The 17,067-nt window shown below is 68.3% G+C and carries 16 protein-coding genes; 10 read left to right on the top strand and 6 right to left on the bottom strand.

From position 1 onward, the window contains the following. Positions 1 to 19: 19 nt before the first annotated feature. Together ACFOWZ_RS15790 and ACFOWZ_RS15785 are read left to right on the top strand one after the other, a co-directional pair. On the top strand, positions 20 to 1,468 hold the full coding sequence (locus ACFOWZ_RS15790) for an arabinofuranosidase catalytic domain-containing protein (protein ID WP_382373050.1): 1,449 nt from the start codon (positions 20 to 22) through the stop codon (positions 1,466 to 1,468). A gap of 548 nt (positions 1,469 to 2,016) precedes the next feature. Beyond that, positions 2,017 to 3,180 carry an HNH endonuclease signature motif containing protein gene (locus ACFOWZ_RS15785; RefSeq protein WP_382373048.1) on the top strand — a complete coding sequence of 388 codons (1,164 nt, stop codon included), beginning with the start codon at positions 2,017 to 2,019 and terminating at the stop codon, positions 3,178 to 3,180. A gap of 626 nt (positions 3,181 to 3,806) precedes the next feature. Here ACFOWZ_RS15785 and ACFOWZ_RS15780 read toward each other — a convergent pair. The 5 genes from ACFOWZ_RS15780 to ACFOWZ_RS15760 are packed head-to-tail and all read right to left on the bottom strand — an operon-like array spanning position 3,807 to position 8,558. Next, entirely contained in the window at positions 3,807 to 4,640 is an 834-nt protein-coding gene (locus tag ACFOWZ_RS15780) for a MaoC/PaaZ C-terminal domain-containing protein (protein ID WP_382373046.1), read from the bottom strand. Positions 4,641 to 4,650: 10 nt separating this feature from the next. Further along, on the bottom strand, positions 4,651 to 5,619 hold the full coding sequence (locus tag ACFOWZ_RS15775) for a 2Fe-2S iron-sulfur cluster-binding protein (RefSeq protein WP_382373044.1): 969 nt from the start codon (positions 5,617 to 5,619) through the stop codon (positions 4,651 to 4,653). Next, a complete protein-coding gene (locus ACFOWZ_RS15770; protein ID WP_030469794.1) occupies positions 5,612 to 5,851 on the bottom strand; it encodes a hypothetical protein in 240 nt (79 codons plus the stop codon). The genes ACFOWZ_RS15775 and ACFOWZ_RS15770 overlap by 8 nt, the downstream gene beginning before the upstream one ends. Then, positions 5,848 to 6,990, bottom strand: coding sequence for a Rieske 2Fe-2S domain-containing protein (locus ACFOWZ_RS15765; RefSeq protein WP_382373042.1), 1,143 nt, complete (start codon positions 6,988 to 6,990; stop codon positions 5,848 to 5,850). Before ACFOWZ_RS15765 ends, ACFOWZ_RS15770 begins: the two co-directional genes overlap by 4 nt. Beyond that, positions 6,987 to 8,558: an FAD-dependent oxidoreductase gene (locus ACFOWZ_RS15760; RefSeq protein ID WP_382373040.1), complete on the bottom strand. Its 1,572-nt coding sequence runs from the start codon at positions 8,556 to 8,558 to the stop codon at positions 6,987 to 6,989. The genes ACFOWZ_RS15765 and ACFOWZ_RS15760 overlap by 4 nt, the downstream gene beginning before the upstream one ends. Before the next feature lie 128 nt (positions 8,559 to 8,686). On the opposite strand from ACFOWZ_RS15760, the gene ACFOWZ_RS15755 reads away from it, so the two are divergent. The 8 genes from ACFOWZ_RS15755 to hsaB are packed head-to-tail and all read left to right on the top strand — an operon-like array spanning position 8,687 to position 16,242. Continuing rightward, positions 8,687 to 10,162, top strand: coding sequence for an FAD-binding protein (locus ACFOWZ_RS15755; protein ID WP_382373038.1), 1,476 nt, complete (start codon positions 8,687 to 8,689; stop codon positions 10,160 to 10,162). Then, positions 10,156 to 10,926: a 2-keto-4-pentenoate hydratase gene (locus ACFOWZ_RS15750; RefSeq protein WP_030469790.1), complete on the top strand. Its 771-nt coding sequence runs from the start codon at positions 10,156 to 10,158 to the stop codon at positions 10,924 to 10,926. Before ACFOWZ_RS15755 ends, ACFOWZ_RS15750 begins: the two co-directional genes overlap by 7 nt. A gap of 10 nt (positions 10,927 to 10,936) precedes the next feature. After that, positions 10,937 to 11,830 (top strand): acetaldehyde dehydrogenase (acetylating), encoded by an 894-nt coding sequence (locus tag ACFOWZ_RS15745; protein ID WP_382373036.1) that lies wholly within the window; start codon positions 10,937 to 10,939, stop codon positions 11,828 to 11,830. Then, positions 11,781 to 12,806, top strand: coding sequence for a 4-hydroxy-2-oxovalerate aldolase (dmpG, locus tag ACFOWZ_RS15740; RefSeq protein WP_382373034.1), 1,026 nt, complete (start codon positions 11,781 to 11,783; stop codon positions 12,804 to 12,806). Before ACFOWZ_RS15745 ends, dmpG begins: the two co-directional genes overlap by 50 nt. Beyond that, complete coding sequence (hsaA, locus tag ACFOWZ_RS15735) at positions 12,803 to 13,969, top strand: 3-hydroxy-9,10-secoandrosta-1,3,5(10)-triene-9,17-dione monooxygenase oxygenase subunit (protein WP_382373032.1); 1,167 nt, start codon at positions 12,803 to 12,805, stop codon at positions 13,967 to 13,969. Before dmpG ends, hsaA begins: the two co-directional genes overlap by 4 nt. A gap of 10 nt (positions 13,970 to 13,979) precedes the next feature. Further along, complete coding sequence (gene hsaD, locus ACFOWZ_RS15730; protein WP_382373030.1) at positions 13,980 to 14,789, top strand: 4,5:9,10-diseco-3-hydroxy-5,9,17-trioxoandrosta-1(10),2-diene-4-oate hydrolase; 810 nt, start codon at positions 13,980 to 13,982, stop codon at positions 14,787 to 14,789. Then, positions 14,789 to 15,691, top strand: coding sequence for an iron-dependent extradiol dioxygenase HsaC (hsaC, locus tag ACFOWZ_RS15725; RefSeq protein ID WP_382373028.1), 903 nt, complete (start codon positions 14,789 to 14,791; stop codon positions 15,689 to 15,691). Before hsaD ends, hsaC begins: the two co-directional genes overlap by 1 nt. Continuing rightward, on the top strand, positions 15,691 to 16,242 hold the full coding sequence (gene hsaB / locus ACFOWZ_RS15720) for a 3-hydroxy-9,10-secoandrosta-1,3,5(10)-triene-9,17-dione monooxygenase reductase subunit (RefSeq protein WP_382373026.1): 552 nt from the start codon (positions 15,691 to 15,693) through the stop codon (positions 16,240 to 16,242). The genes hsaC and hsaB overlap by 1 nt, the downstream gene beginning before the upstream one ends. Here hsaB and ACFOWZ_RS15715 read toward each other — a convergent pair. After that, positions 16,228 to 17,049 carry a class I SAM-dependent methyltransferase gene (locus tag ACFOWZ_RS15715; RefSeq protein WP_382373025.1) on the bottom strand — a complete coding sequence of 274 codons (822 nt, stop codon included), beginning with the start codon at positions 17,047 to 17,049 and terminating at the stop codon, positions 16,228 to 16,230. The two genes, hsaB and ACFOWZ_RS15715, sit on opposite strands and share 15 nt — an antisense overlap. Positions 17,050 to 17,067 lie beyond the last annotated feature (18 nt).

Raw genomic sequence — 17,067 nt, 5'->3', positions numbered from 1 at the left:
ACGGAAGGCATCGACAGGCATGAAAGGTCGATCAAGCCGCTTCACCGTCGTCGTTGCGGCGTCACTCGCGCTCGCCGCCTCCGGCATCGCTCTTCCTGAAGAGCCGAGCGCACGTGCGGCGGCATCCGGTCCGTGCGACATCTACGCCACCGGTGGCACACCCTGTGTGGCCGCGCACAGCACCACGAGAGCGTTGTACGGCAACTACAACGGTCCGCTTTACCAGGTCAGGAGGTCGGACAACACCACGCGGGACATCGGTGTGCTCAGCGCGGGCGGTGTCGCCGACAGCGCCGTCCAGGACGCGTTCTGCGCCACCGCGACCTGCCTCATCAGCATCATCTACGACCAGTCGGGCCGCGGCAACCACCTCACCCAGGCGCCACCCGGTGGCTTCCCCGGCCCCGAGCCCGGCGGATGGGACAAGCTCGCCGACGCGAAGGCCGCGCCGGTCACCGTCGGCGGCCAGAAGGCCTACGGCGTCCGCATCACGCCGGGCACCGGCTACCGCAACAACAAGACGAACGGCGTCGCGACCGGCGACCAGCCGGAAGGCATCTACGCCGTCGTCGACGGTCAGCACTACAACCAGTGGTGCTGCTTCGACTACGGCAACGCGCAGACGACCAACACCGCCGACAGCCCCGCCATCATGGAGACCGTCTACTTCGGATCCAGCAAGCAGTGGGGCTACGGCGACGGTCCCGGCCCGTGGATCATGGCAGATCTGGAGTGGGGCCTGTTCTCCGGCGTGAACGCCGGCTACAACAGGAACCCGACGATCAACCACCGGTTCGTGACGGCGATCGTCAAGGGCGAGCCGAACCACTGGGCGATCCGCGGCGGCAACGCGCAGTCGGGCGGCCTGTCGACCATGTTCGACGGTCCGCGTCCCAAGGGCTACCACCCGATGAAGAAGCAGGGGGCGATCCTCCTCGGCATCGGCGGTGACAACAGCGTCACCGGCGCCGGCACGTTCTTCGAGGGCGTGCTCACCTCCGGCTACCCGACGAACGCGACCGAGGACGCCGTGCAGGCCAACATCACCGCGGCCGGTTACGCGCCGTCCGGCGGCAACCCGCAGCCGGGCGTGCAGATCGTCGGCAGCCAGTCCAGCCGGTGTGTCGACGCACCGGCCGGCACCAACGGCACCCAGGTGCAACTGCTGGACTGCCAGAGCGCCGACCGGCAGCGCTTCACCTACACGGCGGACAAGAGGCTGCAGGTCTTCGGCAACAAGTGCCTCGACGCCAACGGTCAGGGCACCACCAACGGCACCCAGGTGATCATCTGGGACTGCCACGGCGGTGCGAACCAGCAGTGGAACGTCAACTCGAACGGCACCATCTCCGGCGTGCAGTCAGGCCGGTGCCTGGACGCCAACGCAGGCGGCACCGCCAACGGTACGAAGCTGATCCTCTGGGACTGCCACGGCGGCACGAACCAGCAGTGGGCTATGCGAGGCTGAGCACCCGTGACAGAGTGATCATCCGCGTCGCCTGCGTTTGTCCCGGCAACGCCGCCCAGGAGGAACTCCGGCAGCATCACGGCGTTGTCGGGACTCTGCTCCAGAGTTCCAGTTCGTGACACGGGAGACGGAAAGTGGCTTCGCCCGGCTTGTCGAACTCGCTGAACTGGGCTGCCAGGTCGTGATCACTAACGCACTCGCCGATCCTGCCGGGCACCACCGTCCACGAGATCGCCGATACCGGCGGGACCGAACCGGTGACCTACGACGAGATGTTGCCCGTGCGGCTGACTCGTGACTTCCTGTGATGGCCCTTCATCCACCACGCGGGTCCAGTCCTCAAAGTCCTGTCCGTCCCTGTTCCTGTTGGCCAGCGAGGTTGCGGGCAGGAGTTCGCATCCGAGGTCCGGTGGCCACTGCGGCTGCGACTTCCCGCCTGTCCTGGGGACGGCAGGAATCGTGCTGCTGCGCCAGATCGTGAGGATGGAAAGCTAGGGTTTCGTTGCTTTGGCCGCATTTTCACTCGATCGTGAGGCCCTGAGCCCCCTTTGCGGTTTTTGATCACGAATAAAATTGTGGGCATGGAAACGGTCGAGGTCCTCGATGCTCTCGATTATCACCACAAACAGATTGCCTATCATCAGGCGCAGTCGTTGCGTGTGCTCGCGGACTACGCGATCGCGTGTGAGGGCGAGGAGTTCTTCGACGCCGAGATCGCGGCGGCGATGCGCTGGACGTCGCGCTGGACCACCGACCAGATCACCCTGGCCCTGGACCTCGCGTCCAAGCTGCCGCAGACGCTGAACGCCCTGGAGAAGGGGGAGATCGACCTCTACAAGGCTCGCGTGCTGCACGAGAAGACGATGCCGCTGTCGGCTGAGTTGGCCGCCGAGGTGGAAGAACGGGTGCTGGCCAAGGCTGCGGGCCAGACGGGTGCGCAGATGCGTCAGCTGACCCGTCGTGTGGTGATGAAGGTCGACCCGGAAGGCCACCAGGAACGGGCCGAAGAACGCAAGAAACAGCGCTGCACCGGTCTGGACTCGCTCGAGGACGACATGGCCAGGATCTGGGCTTTCCTGCCCGCGCATCTGGCCGCCGCGTGCTCGGCGCGGGTCGATGCGATCGCGCGTCAGGCCCATACGCCGTCCGATCCGCGCACGCTGGATCAGGTTCGTGCGGACGTGTTCGCTGACCTGCTGCTCGCCACGCCCGACAAGACCAGCGCGGTCAAGGTCGAGCTGTACGTGACGGTCTCGGCGGCGACTCTGATGGGCTTGTCCGCGCAGCCCGGTGAACTTGCGGGCTATGGCCCGATCACCGCTGAGCTGGCTCGTGAGCTGGCCTGGGACGCGACGTGGCGGCGGCTGCTGACCCATCCGGTCACCGGCGAGGCTCTGGAGTTCGGCGCCACCACGTACCGCCCACCCGCGGCGTTGCGCCGCTTCGTCTGGACGCGGGACCGGACTTTCCGCTTCCCAGGTTGCATGCGCCCGTCACACGAGTCGGATCTGGACCACACGGTCCCGTTCCCACGCGGGTCGACCACGGCGGCGAACCTGGGCGCGTTCTGTCGCAGACACCACCGCGTGAAGCACCGCACGGCCTGGCAGGTCAGCCAGCCGAAACCTGGCAGGTTCTGCTTCCGCAGCCCTGCCGGAAAAACTTACGAACGCCACCCCGAACCGGTACTCGGCGACCCGCCACCGTTCTAGCGCCTGTATCGAAGTAGAGCTACCGGACCTATTTTTTTGCGCGGACTAGTGGCTCTGCTCGCAACGCTGAGCAGACAATTCGACCGTTCGCATCTGTAGTGCGCGATCAAGGGGCGCTTGTGGTGGTTCACACTGTGGCTGGTCTCTGCTGATGGACGCGAAGCGAGCTGATCACTTGTCCGGGCAGCGTGCACTGGCCGGACGAGCTGGCCGGAGCCTGTTGACACCGGTTGCAGTAACTCATCTCTTCGAAGAGGTGACCGGTGACGGCTACTGGCACGTCGCTGCGTAGATTCGGACGCGAAGTACGACGGTTGGGAGGTCACGCTGACCGCCGGCGAAGGGCAGCAACCTTGCTGTTGATGGACTCAGCAAGGACGGTCCATTGTGGCTAGCGGTGTGCCACGCCGCCTTGGCCGGGTAGTGGGACCAGGTTCGGATCGGTGAGTCAGCGGCGAATCTGGTCTTGGGCACGGCTCGGGTGTTGTGTCAGCGGATGTAGGCGGCGATCGCGGCGTTCTGCTCGATGTGGCTGCGGGGTCGGTGCCGCCTGGGAAGGAGTGGCGCAGCGCGGCGAACTCGGACTCGATCCAGCTCAGCCATGGCGAGTAGGTGGGCACGAACATTCACCCGCAGTGAAGGGTGAGCACGGCATCAGCGAGCACGGGACGGTCCCCGGCCGAGGTCGTGAGCACGAGCCGCGGACCGTCCCTCCAGACCCGAGTCGTCAGCGTCTCGCCGGGGTAGACCACGCCCGCGAACTTCGCGCCGAACGACAGCACCTGTTCCGGCCCGTCGAGCACCGCGTCGATCACCGCCTTGCACACCACGCCGTACGTGCACAGGCCGTGCAGGATCGGCTGGTCGAACCCGGCGAGCCGGGCGAACTCCGGATCGGCGTGCAGCGGGTTCCGGTCACCGCACAACCGGTAGAGGTAGGCCTGCTGGGGCAACGTCGGCGTCTCGATCACGAAGTCGGGCTCACGAGAAGGCGCCTCGACCTTGCCGGAAGGCCCGCGGTCGCCACCGAACCCGCCCTCGCCACGCGCGAAGATGCTGGACCGGGTCGTGTACAGGGCGGTCCCGTCCGGCGTCACGGCTGTCGACTCCTGCACGATGACCGCCGCTTTCCCCTTGTCCCACACGTCCGCGATCCGCGTCCGCAGCACCGCCTCGCCCTCGGACGGCAGCGGACCGTGCACGGTGATCTCCTGCGTCCCGTGCAGCACCCGCGCCAGGTCGATGTCGACACCGGGGAACGACACGACTGGGGGAGCGGTCTCGTGGAACCGAGGCGCGACGACGCCGAACGTCGGCAGCACCCGCAACCCCTGCTCGTAGACGTAACGAAGTTCCGTCGCACCCAGCGCCAGGTGGTAGAGCAGCACGTCGGACTGCGTCCAGGCGAACTTGATCTCGGGGAGTTCGGCCCCCACGGCCACAGCCACGTCGATCGGCATCAGGCGCCCCTCACTCGTAGGTGATCTTCACGGTGTCGGTGACCGGAACCGACTGGCACGCCAGCACGATGCCGTCGGCGATGTCCTCGGGGTCGAGCACGTCGTTGTTGAGCATCTTGACCTCGCCGTCGACGAGCCGGCACGCGCACGCGCTGCACGCACCCTCACGGCACGAGTACGGCGCGTCGAGTCCCTTCTCCAGCAACAGGTCGAGCAGCTTCTGCCGCGCGGGCCACGGAAATCGGTGGTGCTCACCGTCCAGCGAGACCTCGACCACGGCGTCCGGCCGGTCGTCCGCCACCGCCACGACCTCGGAGAACGGATCGCTGGACAGGGACACGAATTTCTCGACGTGCACGACCGCAACGTCGTGCAGCGCCTTGCGCGCAGCCTCCATGAACGGCGCGGGCCCGCACACGAACGCCTCGTCGCAGGTCCGGACGAACGCCCGCAACCCCGCCACGTGCGGCAGCCCCTGCACCGACTCCAGCCAGTGCACGACGGTCAGCCGGTCCGGATGCGCACGAGCCAGTTCGTCGAGCTCGCGAGCGAAGATCACCGACGCCTCGTCGCGGTTGGCGTACACGAGGAAAACGCGGCCGGAGCCCTGTCCGAGCACCGCCCGGATGATCGACATCACCGGCGTGATCCCGCTGCCCGCCGCGAACGCGAGCAACGAGGAGTCCAGCGACGACGGTGTGAACACCCCGGCCGGAGCCAGCACGTCCAGCTCCGCGCCCACCTCGACCGACGAGCACATCCACACCGAGCCGTACCCGTCCGGCGTGCGCTTGACCGTGATCTTCAACGGCTCACCCGGCGCGCTGGACAGGGAGTAGCAGCGCGCGACGTCACCCGCCCGCACGGTCAGGAACTGGCCGGGCTTCACCGCGAAGTCCGCCCCGGACAACACGAAGGAGCGCGCGTCGGCGGTCTCCTCGATCACGGCGTCGACCCGCAGCCGGTGCACCTCAGCCATCGGCGACCTCCAGCGTTCCCTCGCGAACCGCCTTCTCGATGCTGTCCCGCAGCCGCAGGCAGGTCGGCACGAAAGCGGACCTGGGCCCGCAGATCTCCGGGCAGTCGCGGGTGTCGGACAGCCACTGCACGCTGGTGTGCTGCGGGCTGTTCTTCTTCACCAGCACCCGGTTGCCGCAGTCGCACCGGACCGGCACCATCCCGCCGACCAGGAACTCGTCGCGCTCGTTCACGTCGCCTGCTCCTGAGGTGCCGGTTGTTTCCTGGCGAGGTTCTCGGCGACCTCCTTCTCCCAGACCTCGACCGCCCGCGAGGTGTCGACCTCGAACTCGAAGCGCCGCACCATGTCGTCGGTGACGTCCTCGACGTCGACGTAGAACTGCTCGTACCAGCGCCGCAGCTGGTAGACCGGCCCGTCCTCCTCGCACAGCAACGGGTTGTCGATGCGCGTCTTGTTCTGCCAGATCTCCACGTCCTGCAGGAACCCGACGCCGATGCCGCGTGCGAACTTGGCCGCGATCTTGTCCGCGTGCACGTCGTCGACACCCGGCAGCTTCTTCACGATCGCGCCCCACTGGAGCTTGAACGACGTCGGCGAGATCGGGTAGTGGCAGTTGATCAGCACCGTCTCGATCTCGATGCCCTTGTAGTCGTTCCACAGGTAGTCGATCATGTAGGACGGCCCGTAGTACGAGGCCTCCGACCGGACTTCCACGTCACCGGTGTAGTTCGAGCCCATCGCCACGTCCGGGCGTCCGCGCGTGGTGAGGTACTGCGACGCGACGTGGCCTTCCATCACGTTCTTGAAGTACGTCGGGAACGCGAAGTGGATGTAGAAGAAGTGGGCCATGTCCACGACGTTGTCGATGATCTCGCGGCAGTTCGCGTTGTCGATCACCACCGAGTCCCACGTCCAGTTGCTCCACTCGTTGCTGAACGCGGCCTCGATGCGCGGGATCGTCACGTGCTCCGGCGGCGGGTTGCCCTGCGGGTCGTTCCACACGAAGAGCTGCTTGTTCTCCTCCAGCGTGATCCACGACCGGGTGCGGGCCCGCAACGGAACCCTTTTGGCGTAAGGGATGTCGACGCACCTGCCGTTGCCCGCCCAGCGCCAGTCGTGGAACGGGCAGGCGATGTTGTTGCCCTTGACCGTGCCCTGGGTGAGGTCGCCGCCCATGTGCCGGCAGTACCCGTCGAGCACGTTGATCTTGCCGTCCTCGCTCGCGAACACGACGAGCTTGGTGCCGAACGCCTCCACGGCGTGGGGTTCGCCGTCGCGGAAGCTCTCGGCCAGGCCGAGGCAGTGCCAGCCGCGTGCGAACCGCGCCGGAGGTGCGCCGGAGTCGATCGTCCGCACGGTGTCCTGCGTCATCGCGTTCCTCCAGAGATGTCGAGGCCGGCGAGATAACCGAACGTCATCGCCGGTCCGAGGGTGGCGCCCGCGCCCGCGTAGGTGTGTCCCATGACGGACGCGCTGGTGTTGCCCGCCGCGTACAGGCCCTCGATCACCGAACCGTCCTCGCGCAACACCCGCGCACGGGTGTCGGTGCGCAGACCGCCCTTGGTGCCGAGGTCGCCGGGCACGATCTTGACCGCGTGGAACGGCCCGGTCGTGAGCGGCGCGAGGTTGGGGTTCGGGTGGTTGCGGGGGTCGCCGTAGTAGCGGTCGTACGCGCTGTCGCCGCGGCGGAAGTCGGAGTCCTTGCCGTCGTAGGCGAGCGTGTTGAACCGCCGGACGGTGTCGAGGAGCTCGGGGAGATCGGCCTCTTGGGCGAGTTCTTCGAGGCTGGGAGCGGTGATCACGGCGTCGCGCCAGCGCCGGGGGAGCGGGCGGCGCGGCGGGAGGCCGCAGAACGGGTAGCGGCTGCGGTAGGTGTGGTCGAAGACGAGCCAGGTGTCGCCGGTCATCGCGTTGACCACGTCGATGTAGGGCGCGGCCTCGTTGACGAACCTGCGGCCGGTCTTGTCGACCAGAAGACAACCGGGGAGGGACCGTTCGGCGAGCAGGAAGTACGGGCCGCGCGGCAACGGGACCGACGGGCCCCACCACGCGTCGTCCATCAGGCCCACCGCCGCGCCCGCCCTGATGCCGGCCTCGATGCCGTCACCGGTGTTGGCCTCGGCGCCGACCGTCCACTCCGCACCGATGTCCTGGTGCTGTTTGCGCAGGCGTTCGTTGCGCTCGAACCCGCCCGCGGCCAGCACGACGTTCTTCGCCAGGATCAGCTTGTCGCCGACCGTGATCCCGGCGACCTCGCCGTTCTCGTAGTGCAGGTCGGTCATCGCCGTGTTGAGCCTGACCTCGACGTTCAGGGCCTTGAGCCCGGCTCGCAGTCCTGCTGCCAGCGCCTGGCCCATGCTGAGCCGCCTGCCCGGCAGGAACCGGCGGGCGAACACCTTCGCGGCGGTGACCAGGCCGCGCGGGTGCCTGCCGATCAACGTCAGCCAGCGGTAGTCGGTCTGGGTGATCACGATGCCCGCCGGTGTCGGCACGTACGGCGGTTCGAGGTCCTTGAGCTCCTCGCCGAGGAGCTTGGTGTTGAACGGCAGCGGTTCGACCGACCGGCCGCGCGGCTGGCCGCCGGGCGCTTCCGGGTAGTAGTCGGCGTAGTCGCGGACCCAGCGGAACTCGAGCGGTGTGTGGGCGCAGACGAACGCGAGCATCGCCGGTCCCGCGTCGAGGAACGCCTCGCGCAGGTCTGCTGGCACGTCCCCGGCGATGTGCGCCAGGTAGGTGCTCGCCCGCTCCGGTGAGTCGGGTACGCCGTTGGCGGCGAGCACCGCGTTGTTCGGGACCCAGATGCCGCCGCCGGACCGTGCGGTCGAGCCGCCGAAGTGCTCGGCCTTCTCGACGACCAGGGTGCGCAGGCCGTGTTGAGCGGTGCAGAGCGCGGCTGTCATGCCCGCCGCGCCGCTGCCGACGACGATCACGTCGTACATCGCACCTCCCCGAGGCTTCAGACTAGAACAGGTTATAGTTCTGAGCCGGTTTGGCGCTATGGTGTAGGAGTTCCAGGCAAGTCGACTCGCTGAGAACACGTTCTGGGAACCTGTTTCTGGAGGGTTGCGTGGAGGTCACCGCTGACGTGGTCGTCGTCGGCTTCGGTGCGGCCGGCGCGTGCGCCGCCATCGAGGCTGCGGCGGGCGGTGCGTCCGTGGTGGTCCTGGACCGGTTCGCCGGTGGTGGCGCGACCGCGTTGTCCGGCGGCGTCGTGTACGCGGGCGGCGGGACGCGGCAGCAGGTCGAGGCCGGTGTCACCGACTCGGCCGACGCGATGTTCGCCTACCTGAAGCACGAGGTCCGGGACGCGGTGTCCGAGGCGACGCTGCGGCGGTTCTGCGAGGACAGCGCCAAGTCGCTGGCCTGGCTGGAGGACCAGGGCGTGCCGTTCTCCTCGGCTCTGTGCCCGTTCAAGACCTCGTACCCGACCGACGACTACTACCTCTACCAGTCCGGCAGTGAGGACGCGGTGTTCGACGATTCTGGGCCGGACCCGGTACCACGCGGGCACCGGACGAAGGCGAAAGGCACGTCGGGCAAGGCCTTCTTCACTCGTCTGGCGGAGGCGACCCGGCGAGCGGGCGTCCGGATCATGACGCAGACCCGCGCGGTCGAACTCGTCCTGGAGGACGGTCGGGTGGCGGGTGTGCGCTGCCGGACCCTCACGGGTTTGCCGCGCGCCCTGCACAGCGCGTTGTCGAGGGCCGGTGCCAAGCCGTGGATCTACTACCCGCCGGTCGGCAGGAAGCTGTTCGGGCTGGCGGCGTTGCTGGAACGCCGGTTCGGCCGCCCGCTGACGGTGACCGCGCGGCGCGGAGTGGTGATCTCGGCGGGCGGTTTCATCGCCGACCGGGCGGCGATCCGCGAGCTGGGTCCCGCCTACCGGGGTGGTCTCGCGCTCGGTACGCCCGGCGACGACGGCGGCGGAATCCGGCTCGGGGTCGAGGCCGGCGGGAAGACCGCGCGGATGGACAAGATCTCGGTGTGGCGGTTCATCACGCCACCCAGCGCGTTGCAACGCGGGGTTCTCGTGGATTCCGAGGGCCGCAGGTTCGGTGACACGACCCGGTACGGCGCCGCCATCGGCAACGAGATCATCGAACGCGGCGGCAAGGCGTGGCTGCTCGTCGGCGACGACGTCCTGCGCGTCGCACGTGCACAGGTGAAGACGCAGACCTCGCCGTTCCAGCGGTGGCAGGTGCGTTACTTCCTGAACCGCGGCATGGTCACCGCGCCGACGATCGAGGAAGTGGCGGCCAAGGCGGGAATCGGCACGCCCGAACCGTTCGGGACGCCGCCCTACTCGTTGATCAACGTGTCCGTGCGCGCGGGGTTCGGTTATCCCTGCCCGATGCTCACGCTCGGCGGGCTCGTCGTCGACGAGGAGACCGGTGAGGTGCGAGGAGTTCCCGGCCTGTACGCGGCGGGCAGGTCGGCCGTCGGGGTGTGCTCGGAGTCCTACGTCAGCGGGCTCTCGCTCGCCGACTGCGTCTTCTCCGGCCGCCGCGCAGGGCTTCATGTGGTGAAGGAGGCCAGGTGCTGACGATCCAGTCCAGGGAAGCGGCGGCCGAGCTGCTGCGCGTGGCCGAACGCGACCGCGTGCCGATCAAACCGCTGGTCGAGCTGTATCCGGACATCGACGTGGTGGACGCCTACGAGATCCAGCTGCTCAACGTCCGGCACCGCAACCGCGACGTGATCGGCCACAAGGTCGGCCTGTCGTCGCTGGCGATGCAGCAGATGATGGGCGTCGACGAGCCCGACTACGGCCACCTGCTCGACGACATGCAGCTCGCGGGCACGGCGGACGCGTCGGCGTACCTGTATCCGCGGGTCGAGGTGGAGATCGCGTTCCTGCTCGCCCGCGACCTGCCGGGCGAGGGGTGCACGGTCGAGGACGTGCTGGCCGCCACCGAGTTCGTCGCGCCGGCCATCGAGCTGATCGACAGCCGGATCGAGAACTGGCGGATCGGCCTGCAGGACACCATCGCCGACAACGCGTCGTCGGCCGGTTTCATGCTGGGCTCCGAACGCGTCCGTCCGTCCGAAATAGACATCGGTGCGGTCGCGGCCACGTTGCGCCGCAACGGCGAGGTGGTCGCCGAAGGCCGTGGTGACGCGGTGCTGGGCGACCCGGCGATCGCGGTGGCGTGGCTCGCCGGGAAGGTCGCTTCGTTCGGTGTCCGGTTGCTGGCGGGCGACATCGTGCTGCCGGGTTCCTGCACGCGCGCCATCGACGCACGTCCTGGTGACGAGTTCCACGCCGAGTTCGCCGGACTTGGTTCTGTCGACCTGAAGTTCGAATAGAGGTGAACGGGTGAAGGCGGCCATCGTCGGCTCCGGCAACATCGGCACCGACCTGCTCTACAAGCTCTTGCGTTCCGAAGTGCTGGAACCGCGTTGGATGGTGGGCATCGACCCGGCCAGCGAGGGTCTCCAGCGCGCGGCGTCGCTGGGCCTGGAGGTCTCGGTCGACGGCGCGGAGTGGTTGCTGCGTCAGGACGAGCTGCCGGACATCGTGTTCGAGGCGACGTCCGCGGCGGTGCACCGGGTCAACGCCCCGCGCTACGCCGAGGCAGGCATCCGGGCGATCGACCTGACACCGGCGGCGGTCGGGCCGTACGTCGTGCCGCCGGTCAACCTCGGCGAGCACCAGGACGCCCCCAACATCAACCTGATCACGTGCGGCGGCCAGGCCACGATTCCGATGGTGCACGCGGTGTCCCGGGTGGTTCCGGTGTCGTACGCGGAGATCGTCGCGAGCGTCGCGTCGGTGTCCGCGGGGCCGGGCACGCGGGCCAACATCGACGAGTTCACCCGCACGACCAGCAAGGGCATCGAGGCGATCGGGGGAGCCGAGCGCGGCAAGGCGATCATCGTGCTCAACCCCGCGGACCCGCCGATGATCATGCGCGACACGATCTTCTGCGCTGTCCCGCAGGACGCCGATTCCGACGCGATCACGGACTCGATCGCGCGGATGGAGGCCGACATCCGTTCGTACGTACCGGGTTTCCGGCTCTTGAGAGAACCACAGTACGACGCCGGTCGGGTGGCGATCTTCGTGGAGATCGAGGGCGCCGGCGACTTCCTGCCGCCGTACGCGGGAAACCTCGACATCATGACGGCCGCCGCGACCAAGGTGGGGGAGGAGATCGCTCGTGCAGCAAAAGAATCCAGCACTGCGGTTGACCGACACGTCACTGCGTGACGGCTCGCACCACAAACGACACCAGTTCACGGTCGAGGACGTCCGCTCGATCGTGGCGGCACTGGACGGCGCCGGGGTGCCGGTGATCGAGGTGACGCACGGCGACGGGCTCGGCGGTTCCTCGTTCAACTACGGCTTCAGCCTCACGCCGGAGCAGGAGCTGATCAAGGTCGCGGCGGAGACCGCGCAGCAGGCGAAGATCGCCGTGCTGATGCTGCCGGGTGTCGGGGTGAAGGACGACATTCTCGTGTCCCAGGACAACGGCGCGTCGATCGTCCGGATCGCCACGCACTGCACCGAAGCCGACGTCTCGGTGCAGCACTTCCAGCTCGCCCGTGAGCGCGGGCTGGAGACCGTCGGGTTCCTGATGATGGCGCACTCGCAGCCGCCGGAAGCGCTGGCGAAGCAGGCGCGGATCATGGCGGACGCCGGTTGCCAGTGCGTCTACGTGGTCGACTCGGCGGGAGCCCTGGTGCTGGAACAGGTGTCCGACCGGGTCGCGGCGCTGGTCGACGAGCTCGGGGACGACGCCCAGGTCGGGTTCCACGGCCACGAGAACCTCGGGCTGAGCGTCGCGAACTCCGTCGCCGCGGCGAGGGCGGGCGCGAAGCAGATCGACGGCAGCGTGCGCGGATTCGGTGCGGGCGCGGGGAACACGCCGCTGGAGGCGTTCGTCGGTGTGTGCGACAAGCTCGGCTTCGGGACCGGCGTCGACTTTTTCAAGATCGTGGACGCGGCCGAGGACGTCGTCCGGCCTGTGATGCCCGAGGAGTGCCTGCTCGACCGGATGGCGCTGATGATGGGCTACGCGGGCGTCTACTCCAGCTTCCTCAAGCACGCGTACACGCAGGCACAACGCTACGGCGTGTCCGGCGCGCAGATCCTCGTCCGCGCGGGCGAACGCAAGCTCGTCGGCGGGCAAGAGGACCAGCTGATCGACATCGCACTGGAGCTGAGCAGGGAGAACGTCCGATGAGCGAGGAAATCCTCGGCAAGGTGCGGGAGCTGCTGCCTGCCCTGCGCGATCGCGCGGCCGAAGCGGAGGAACTGCGCAAGGTGCCGCCGGAGTCGGTGAAGGCGTTGCAGGAGACCGGGTTCTTCCGGATGCTCCAGCCCGTCCGCTACGGCGGGTTCGAGACGCACCCGCTCGCGTTCTACGAGGCGGTCAGGCTGATCGCGAGCGCGTGTGGGTCGACGGGCTGGGTCGCGTCCGTGCTGGGCGTGCACCCGTGGCACGTCGGGCTGTTCGACGTGAAGGCGCAGGACGAGGTCTTCGGCGAGGATCAGGACACCCGGATCTCGTCGTCGTACGCGCCGGTCGGCAGGGCGACCCCGGTCGACGGCGGGTTCCGGTTCAGCGGCAAGTGGAGCTTCTCGTCGGGCTGCGACCACGCCACGTGGGTGCTGCTCGGCGGGCTGGTGATGAACGAAGAGGGCAAGCCCGTCGACTTCCGCACGTTCCTGCTGCCGATCGCCGACTACACGATCAACGACGTGTGGGACACGGTCGGGCTGCGCGGCACCGGCAGCAACGACATCGTGGTCGAGGACGTGTTCGTGCCGGAGCACCGCACGTTGAGCATGCTGCACACCGCGCGATGCATCTGCCCTGGCCAGGACGTCAACCCCGGGCCGTTGTTCCGCATGCCGTACGGGTCGATCCACCCGTTCGCGATCACCGCACCGATGATCGGCATGGCGTACGGCGCGTACGACGTGCACGTGGGCGCGACCCGCGAACGCGTCCGTGCCGCCTACATGGGCGAGAAGTCCGTCGAGGACCCGTTCGCGCAGGTGCGGATCGCCACCGCGTCCAACGACATCGACACCGCGTGGTGGCAGTTGGAGAAGAACATCAACGACGAGTGGGAACACGCCGTCGCCGGCACGAAGATCCCGTTGGAGCTGCGTCTGCGGGCCCGCCGCGACCAGGTCCTCGGCAGCGCGCGGGCGATCTCCGCGATCGACCGACTCTTCGAGAGCGCGGGCGGCAAGGCGATCAACGCCGGCGGGCCGCTGCCCCGGTTCTGGCGCGACGCGCACGGCGCACGCGTGCACGCGGCCAACGACCCGGAGCGCGTGCTCGTCCTGTACGGCAAGGGAGAGCTCGGTATCCAGGTCCGCGACGGGCTGTTCTGAGGGGGCGTTGATGAACGTGCGGCTGCACCACCACGAGGCCGGTTCCGACAATTCCGAGACGCTGGTCCTGCTGCACGGCGGCGGGCCCGGCGCGTCGGCGATGAGCAACTTCGCCCGCAACATCCCGGTGTTCGCGAAGTCGTTCCGCGTGCTCGCGGTCGACCTGCCGGGCTACGGCCAGTCGGACAAACCCGCCGAGCACGACCAGTACTTCACGTTCGCGGCGCGGGCGTTGAAGGACAAGCTCGACGAGCTGGGCGTCGAACGCGCACACGTCCTGGGCAACTCGCTCGGCGGCGGCACCGCGGTCCGGTTCGCTCTCGACTACGGCAAACGCGCCGGACGGCTGGTCCTGATGGGACCGGGCGGCCTGTCGGTGAACGTCTTCTCGCCGGATCCGACCGAGGGCGTGCGCAAGCTCAGCGCGTTCGCCCGCACGCCGACGCGGGAGAAGATCGAGGAGTTCCTGCGGATCATGGTGTTCGACCAGACGCTGATCACCGACGAGCTGATCGACGAACGGTTCGAGGCGGCCAGGCAGCCGGAGTCGTTGCGCGCCATGGCCGCTTTGGGCAAATCGTTCGCCGGTCCCGATTTCGAGCAGGGCATGCTCTGGCGTGAGGCGTACAAGCTGCGGCAGCGCGTGCTGCTCGTGTGGGGCCGCGAGGACCGGGTGAATCCTCTGGACGGCGCGTTGCTCGCGTTGAAGCTGATCCCGCGGGCCCAGCTGCACGTGTTCGGCGGCTGCGGCCACTGGGCACAGCTGGAGAAGTTCGACGAGTTCAACCGGCTCGCCCTCGACTTTCTCACGGAGGCGTGATGGGCATCCGATCGCTCGGCTACCTCCGGATCGAGGCCACCGATGTGGACCGGTGGCGCGAGTTCGGACTGAAGGTCCTCGGCATGGTCGAGGGCAAGGGCTCCACGCCCGGCGCGTTGTACCTGCGGATGGACGACTTCCCGGCGCGGCTCGTGATCGTGCCGGGGGAGAAGGACCAGCTGCAGGCGTCGGGCTGGGAGGCGGCGACCGAAGCCGAACTGGAAGAAGTGGCGAAGCGGCTGGCGTCGGCCGGGGTGTCCTACGTCGAGGGCACCGCCGAGGACCTGGCCGAGCGGCGGGTCAACGGGCTGATCAGGTTCGACGACCCGTCCGGCAACACGCTCGAGGTGTTCCACGGGGCAGCGTTGGAACATCGGCGGGTGGTGTCTCCGTACGGCCATCGCTTCGTGACCGAGGAGCAGGGCCTGGGTCACGTCGTTCTGTCCACTTCGGACGACGAAGCCGCGTTGCACTTCTACCGCGACGTGCTCGGCTTCCGGCTGCGCGACTCGATGCGCCTGCCACCGCAGTTCGTCGGGCGTCCCGCGGACGGGCCGCCCGCGTGGCTGCGGTTCTTCGGCTGCAACCCGCGGCACCACAGCCTCGCGTTCCTGCCCATGCCGACGCCTTCCGGCATCGTCCACCTCATGGTCGAGGTCGAGAACACCGACGACGTCGGCCTGACCCTGGACCGCGCGATGCGGCGCAAGGTGCCGATGTCGGCGACTTTGGGCCGACACGTCAACGACCTGATGTTGTCGTTCTACATGAAGACACCCGGCGGGTTCGACGTCGAGTTCGGTTGCGAGGGACGGCAGGTGTCCGATGAGGACTGGATCGCACGGGAAAGCACGGCGGTGAGCCTGTGGGGACACGACTTCAGCGTTGGCCACCAGAAGTAATGCAGTCAGAAGTGGCGGCCCGCTACCGCTCCGTTCTCGGTCACTTCTGCACGGGGGTGACCGTGGTGACCGGCACGTCCCCGGACGGGCCGGTCGGGTTCGCCTGCCAGGCGTTCGCCGCGTTGTCGCTGGACCCGCCGCTGGTGCTGTTCTGTCCACAACGGACTTCGCGGAGCTGGGCGGCGATGGCGGCTGCGGGCTCGTTCTGCGTGAACGTGCTCGCGGAGGACCAGCGCGACGTGTCGACGGTGTTCGGCAAGGCGGGCGCGGACAAGTTCGCGAGCGTGTCGTGGACGCCGTCGGCCACCGGTGCCCCGGTGCTCGACGGCGCCCTCACGTGGGTCGACTGCGAGGTGTCGGTGGTCCACGACGCCGGCGACCACCACATCGTGATCGGCTCGGTCGTCGAGCTCGGGCCGGTGCGGGACGCGCAGCCGCTGTTGTTCTACCGCGGCAGCTACGCCAGGCACGCCGAGCTCGACACCCGTGGCTGGTCGGGCGAGGTCCTGGACAACCTCTTGACCTGGCAGCGCCAGTCAGAGTGGATTTAGGGCCTTGATCTCCCAAGCGGCGCTGGGGAAACTGACCTGCCCGTCCTTGACGAACGGGTCGAACGCGCGCAGCACGGTCTTGAGGACTTCGTCGCGTTCTTGCTCGTCCATCGTCTGGAGCGCCCGGCCGACCGGTCCGAGCATCGTGAGGTACTGCGGCAGCACGTCCTCTGGCATCGAGCAGGTCAGGTCGACCTCGCGGAAGTCGACCCCGGTCCAGCCGCTCTCGTCGAGGACCTTGCGAGCCCGATCCGGGTCGGCGAGCCCGTACGGCCCCGGCCCGTCGGGGGCGAACGTCGGCAGGTCCGGCATCAGCGGTGCGACGGCCCGTTCCGCGGTCGTCATGAACGGGTTCTCGTCCTTGTCGCGCCAGACGACGACCCGCAGCTCGCCACCGGGCTTGGCGGCCTTCCGGAGGTTGCGGAACGCCGCCACGGGGTCGTCGAAGAACATGACCCCGAACCGCGACACGATCAGGTCGAACTCGGCCTTGAACGGGTGGATCTGCGCGTCCGCCTCCACGAACCGCGCGTTCGCGGTCTCCTGGGCGACGGCGATCTGCGGACCGGAGATGTCCACGCCGAGGCACGGCACGTCACCGAGCGCGGCCGCGATCGCCCTGGTCACACCGCCGGTGCCGCATCCGACGTCGAGCACTCCGGTGCGCGGGCGTTCGCTCGCGGCCGCGACGAGCAGGTCCTCGTACGGCTGGAGAACCACGTCGACCATGTCCCGCGCCGCGGCCCAGCCGTGGCCGCCGGGGCCGTTCCACAGTGCCGCCTGTTCGCTGTTGACCTCAGGTGTCATGCTCCTACCGTCCTACTT

It is taken from the genome of Lentzea rhizosphaerae, assembly GCF_042649515.1.
Classification (GTDB): Bacteria; Actinomycetota; Actinomycetes; order Mycobacteriales; family Pseudonocardiaceae; genus Lentzea; species Lentzea aerocolonigenes.
The sequence above is the reverse complement of the archived record's forward strand: the minus strand, read 5'-3'. Positions and strand labels throughout refer to the sequence as shown.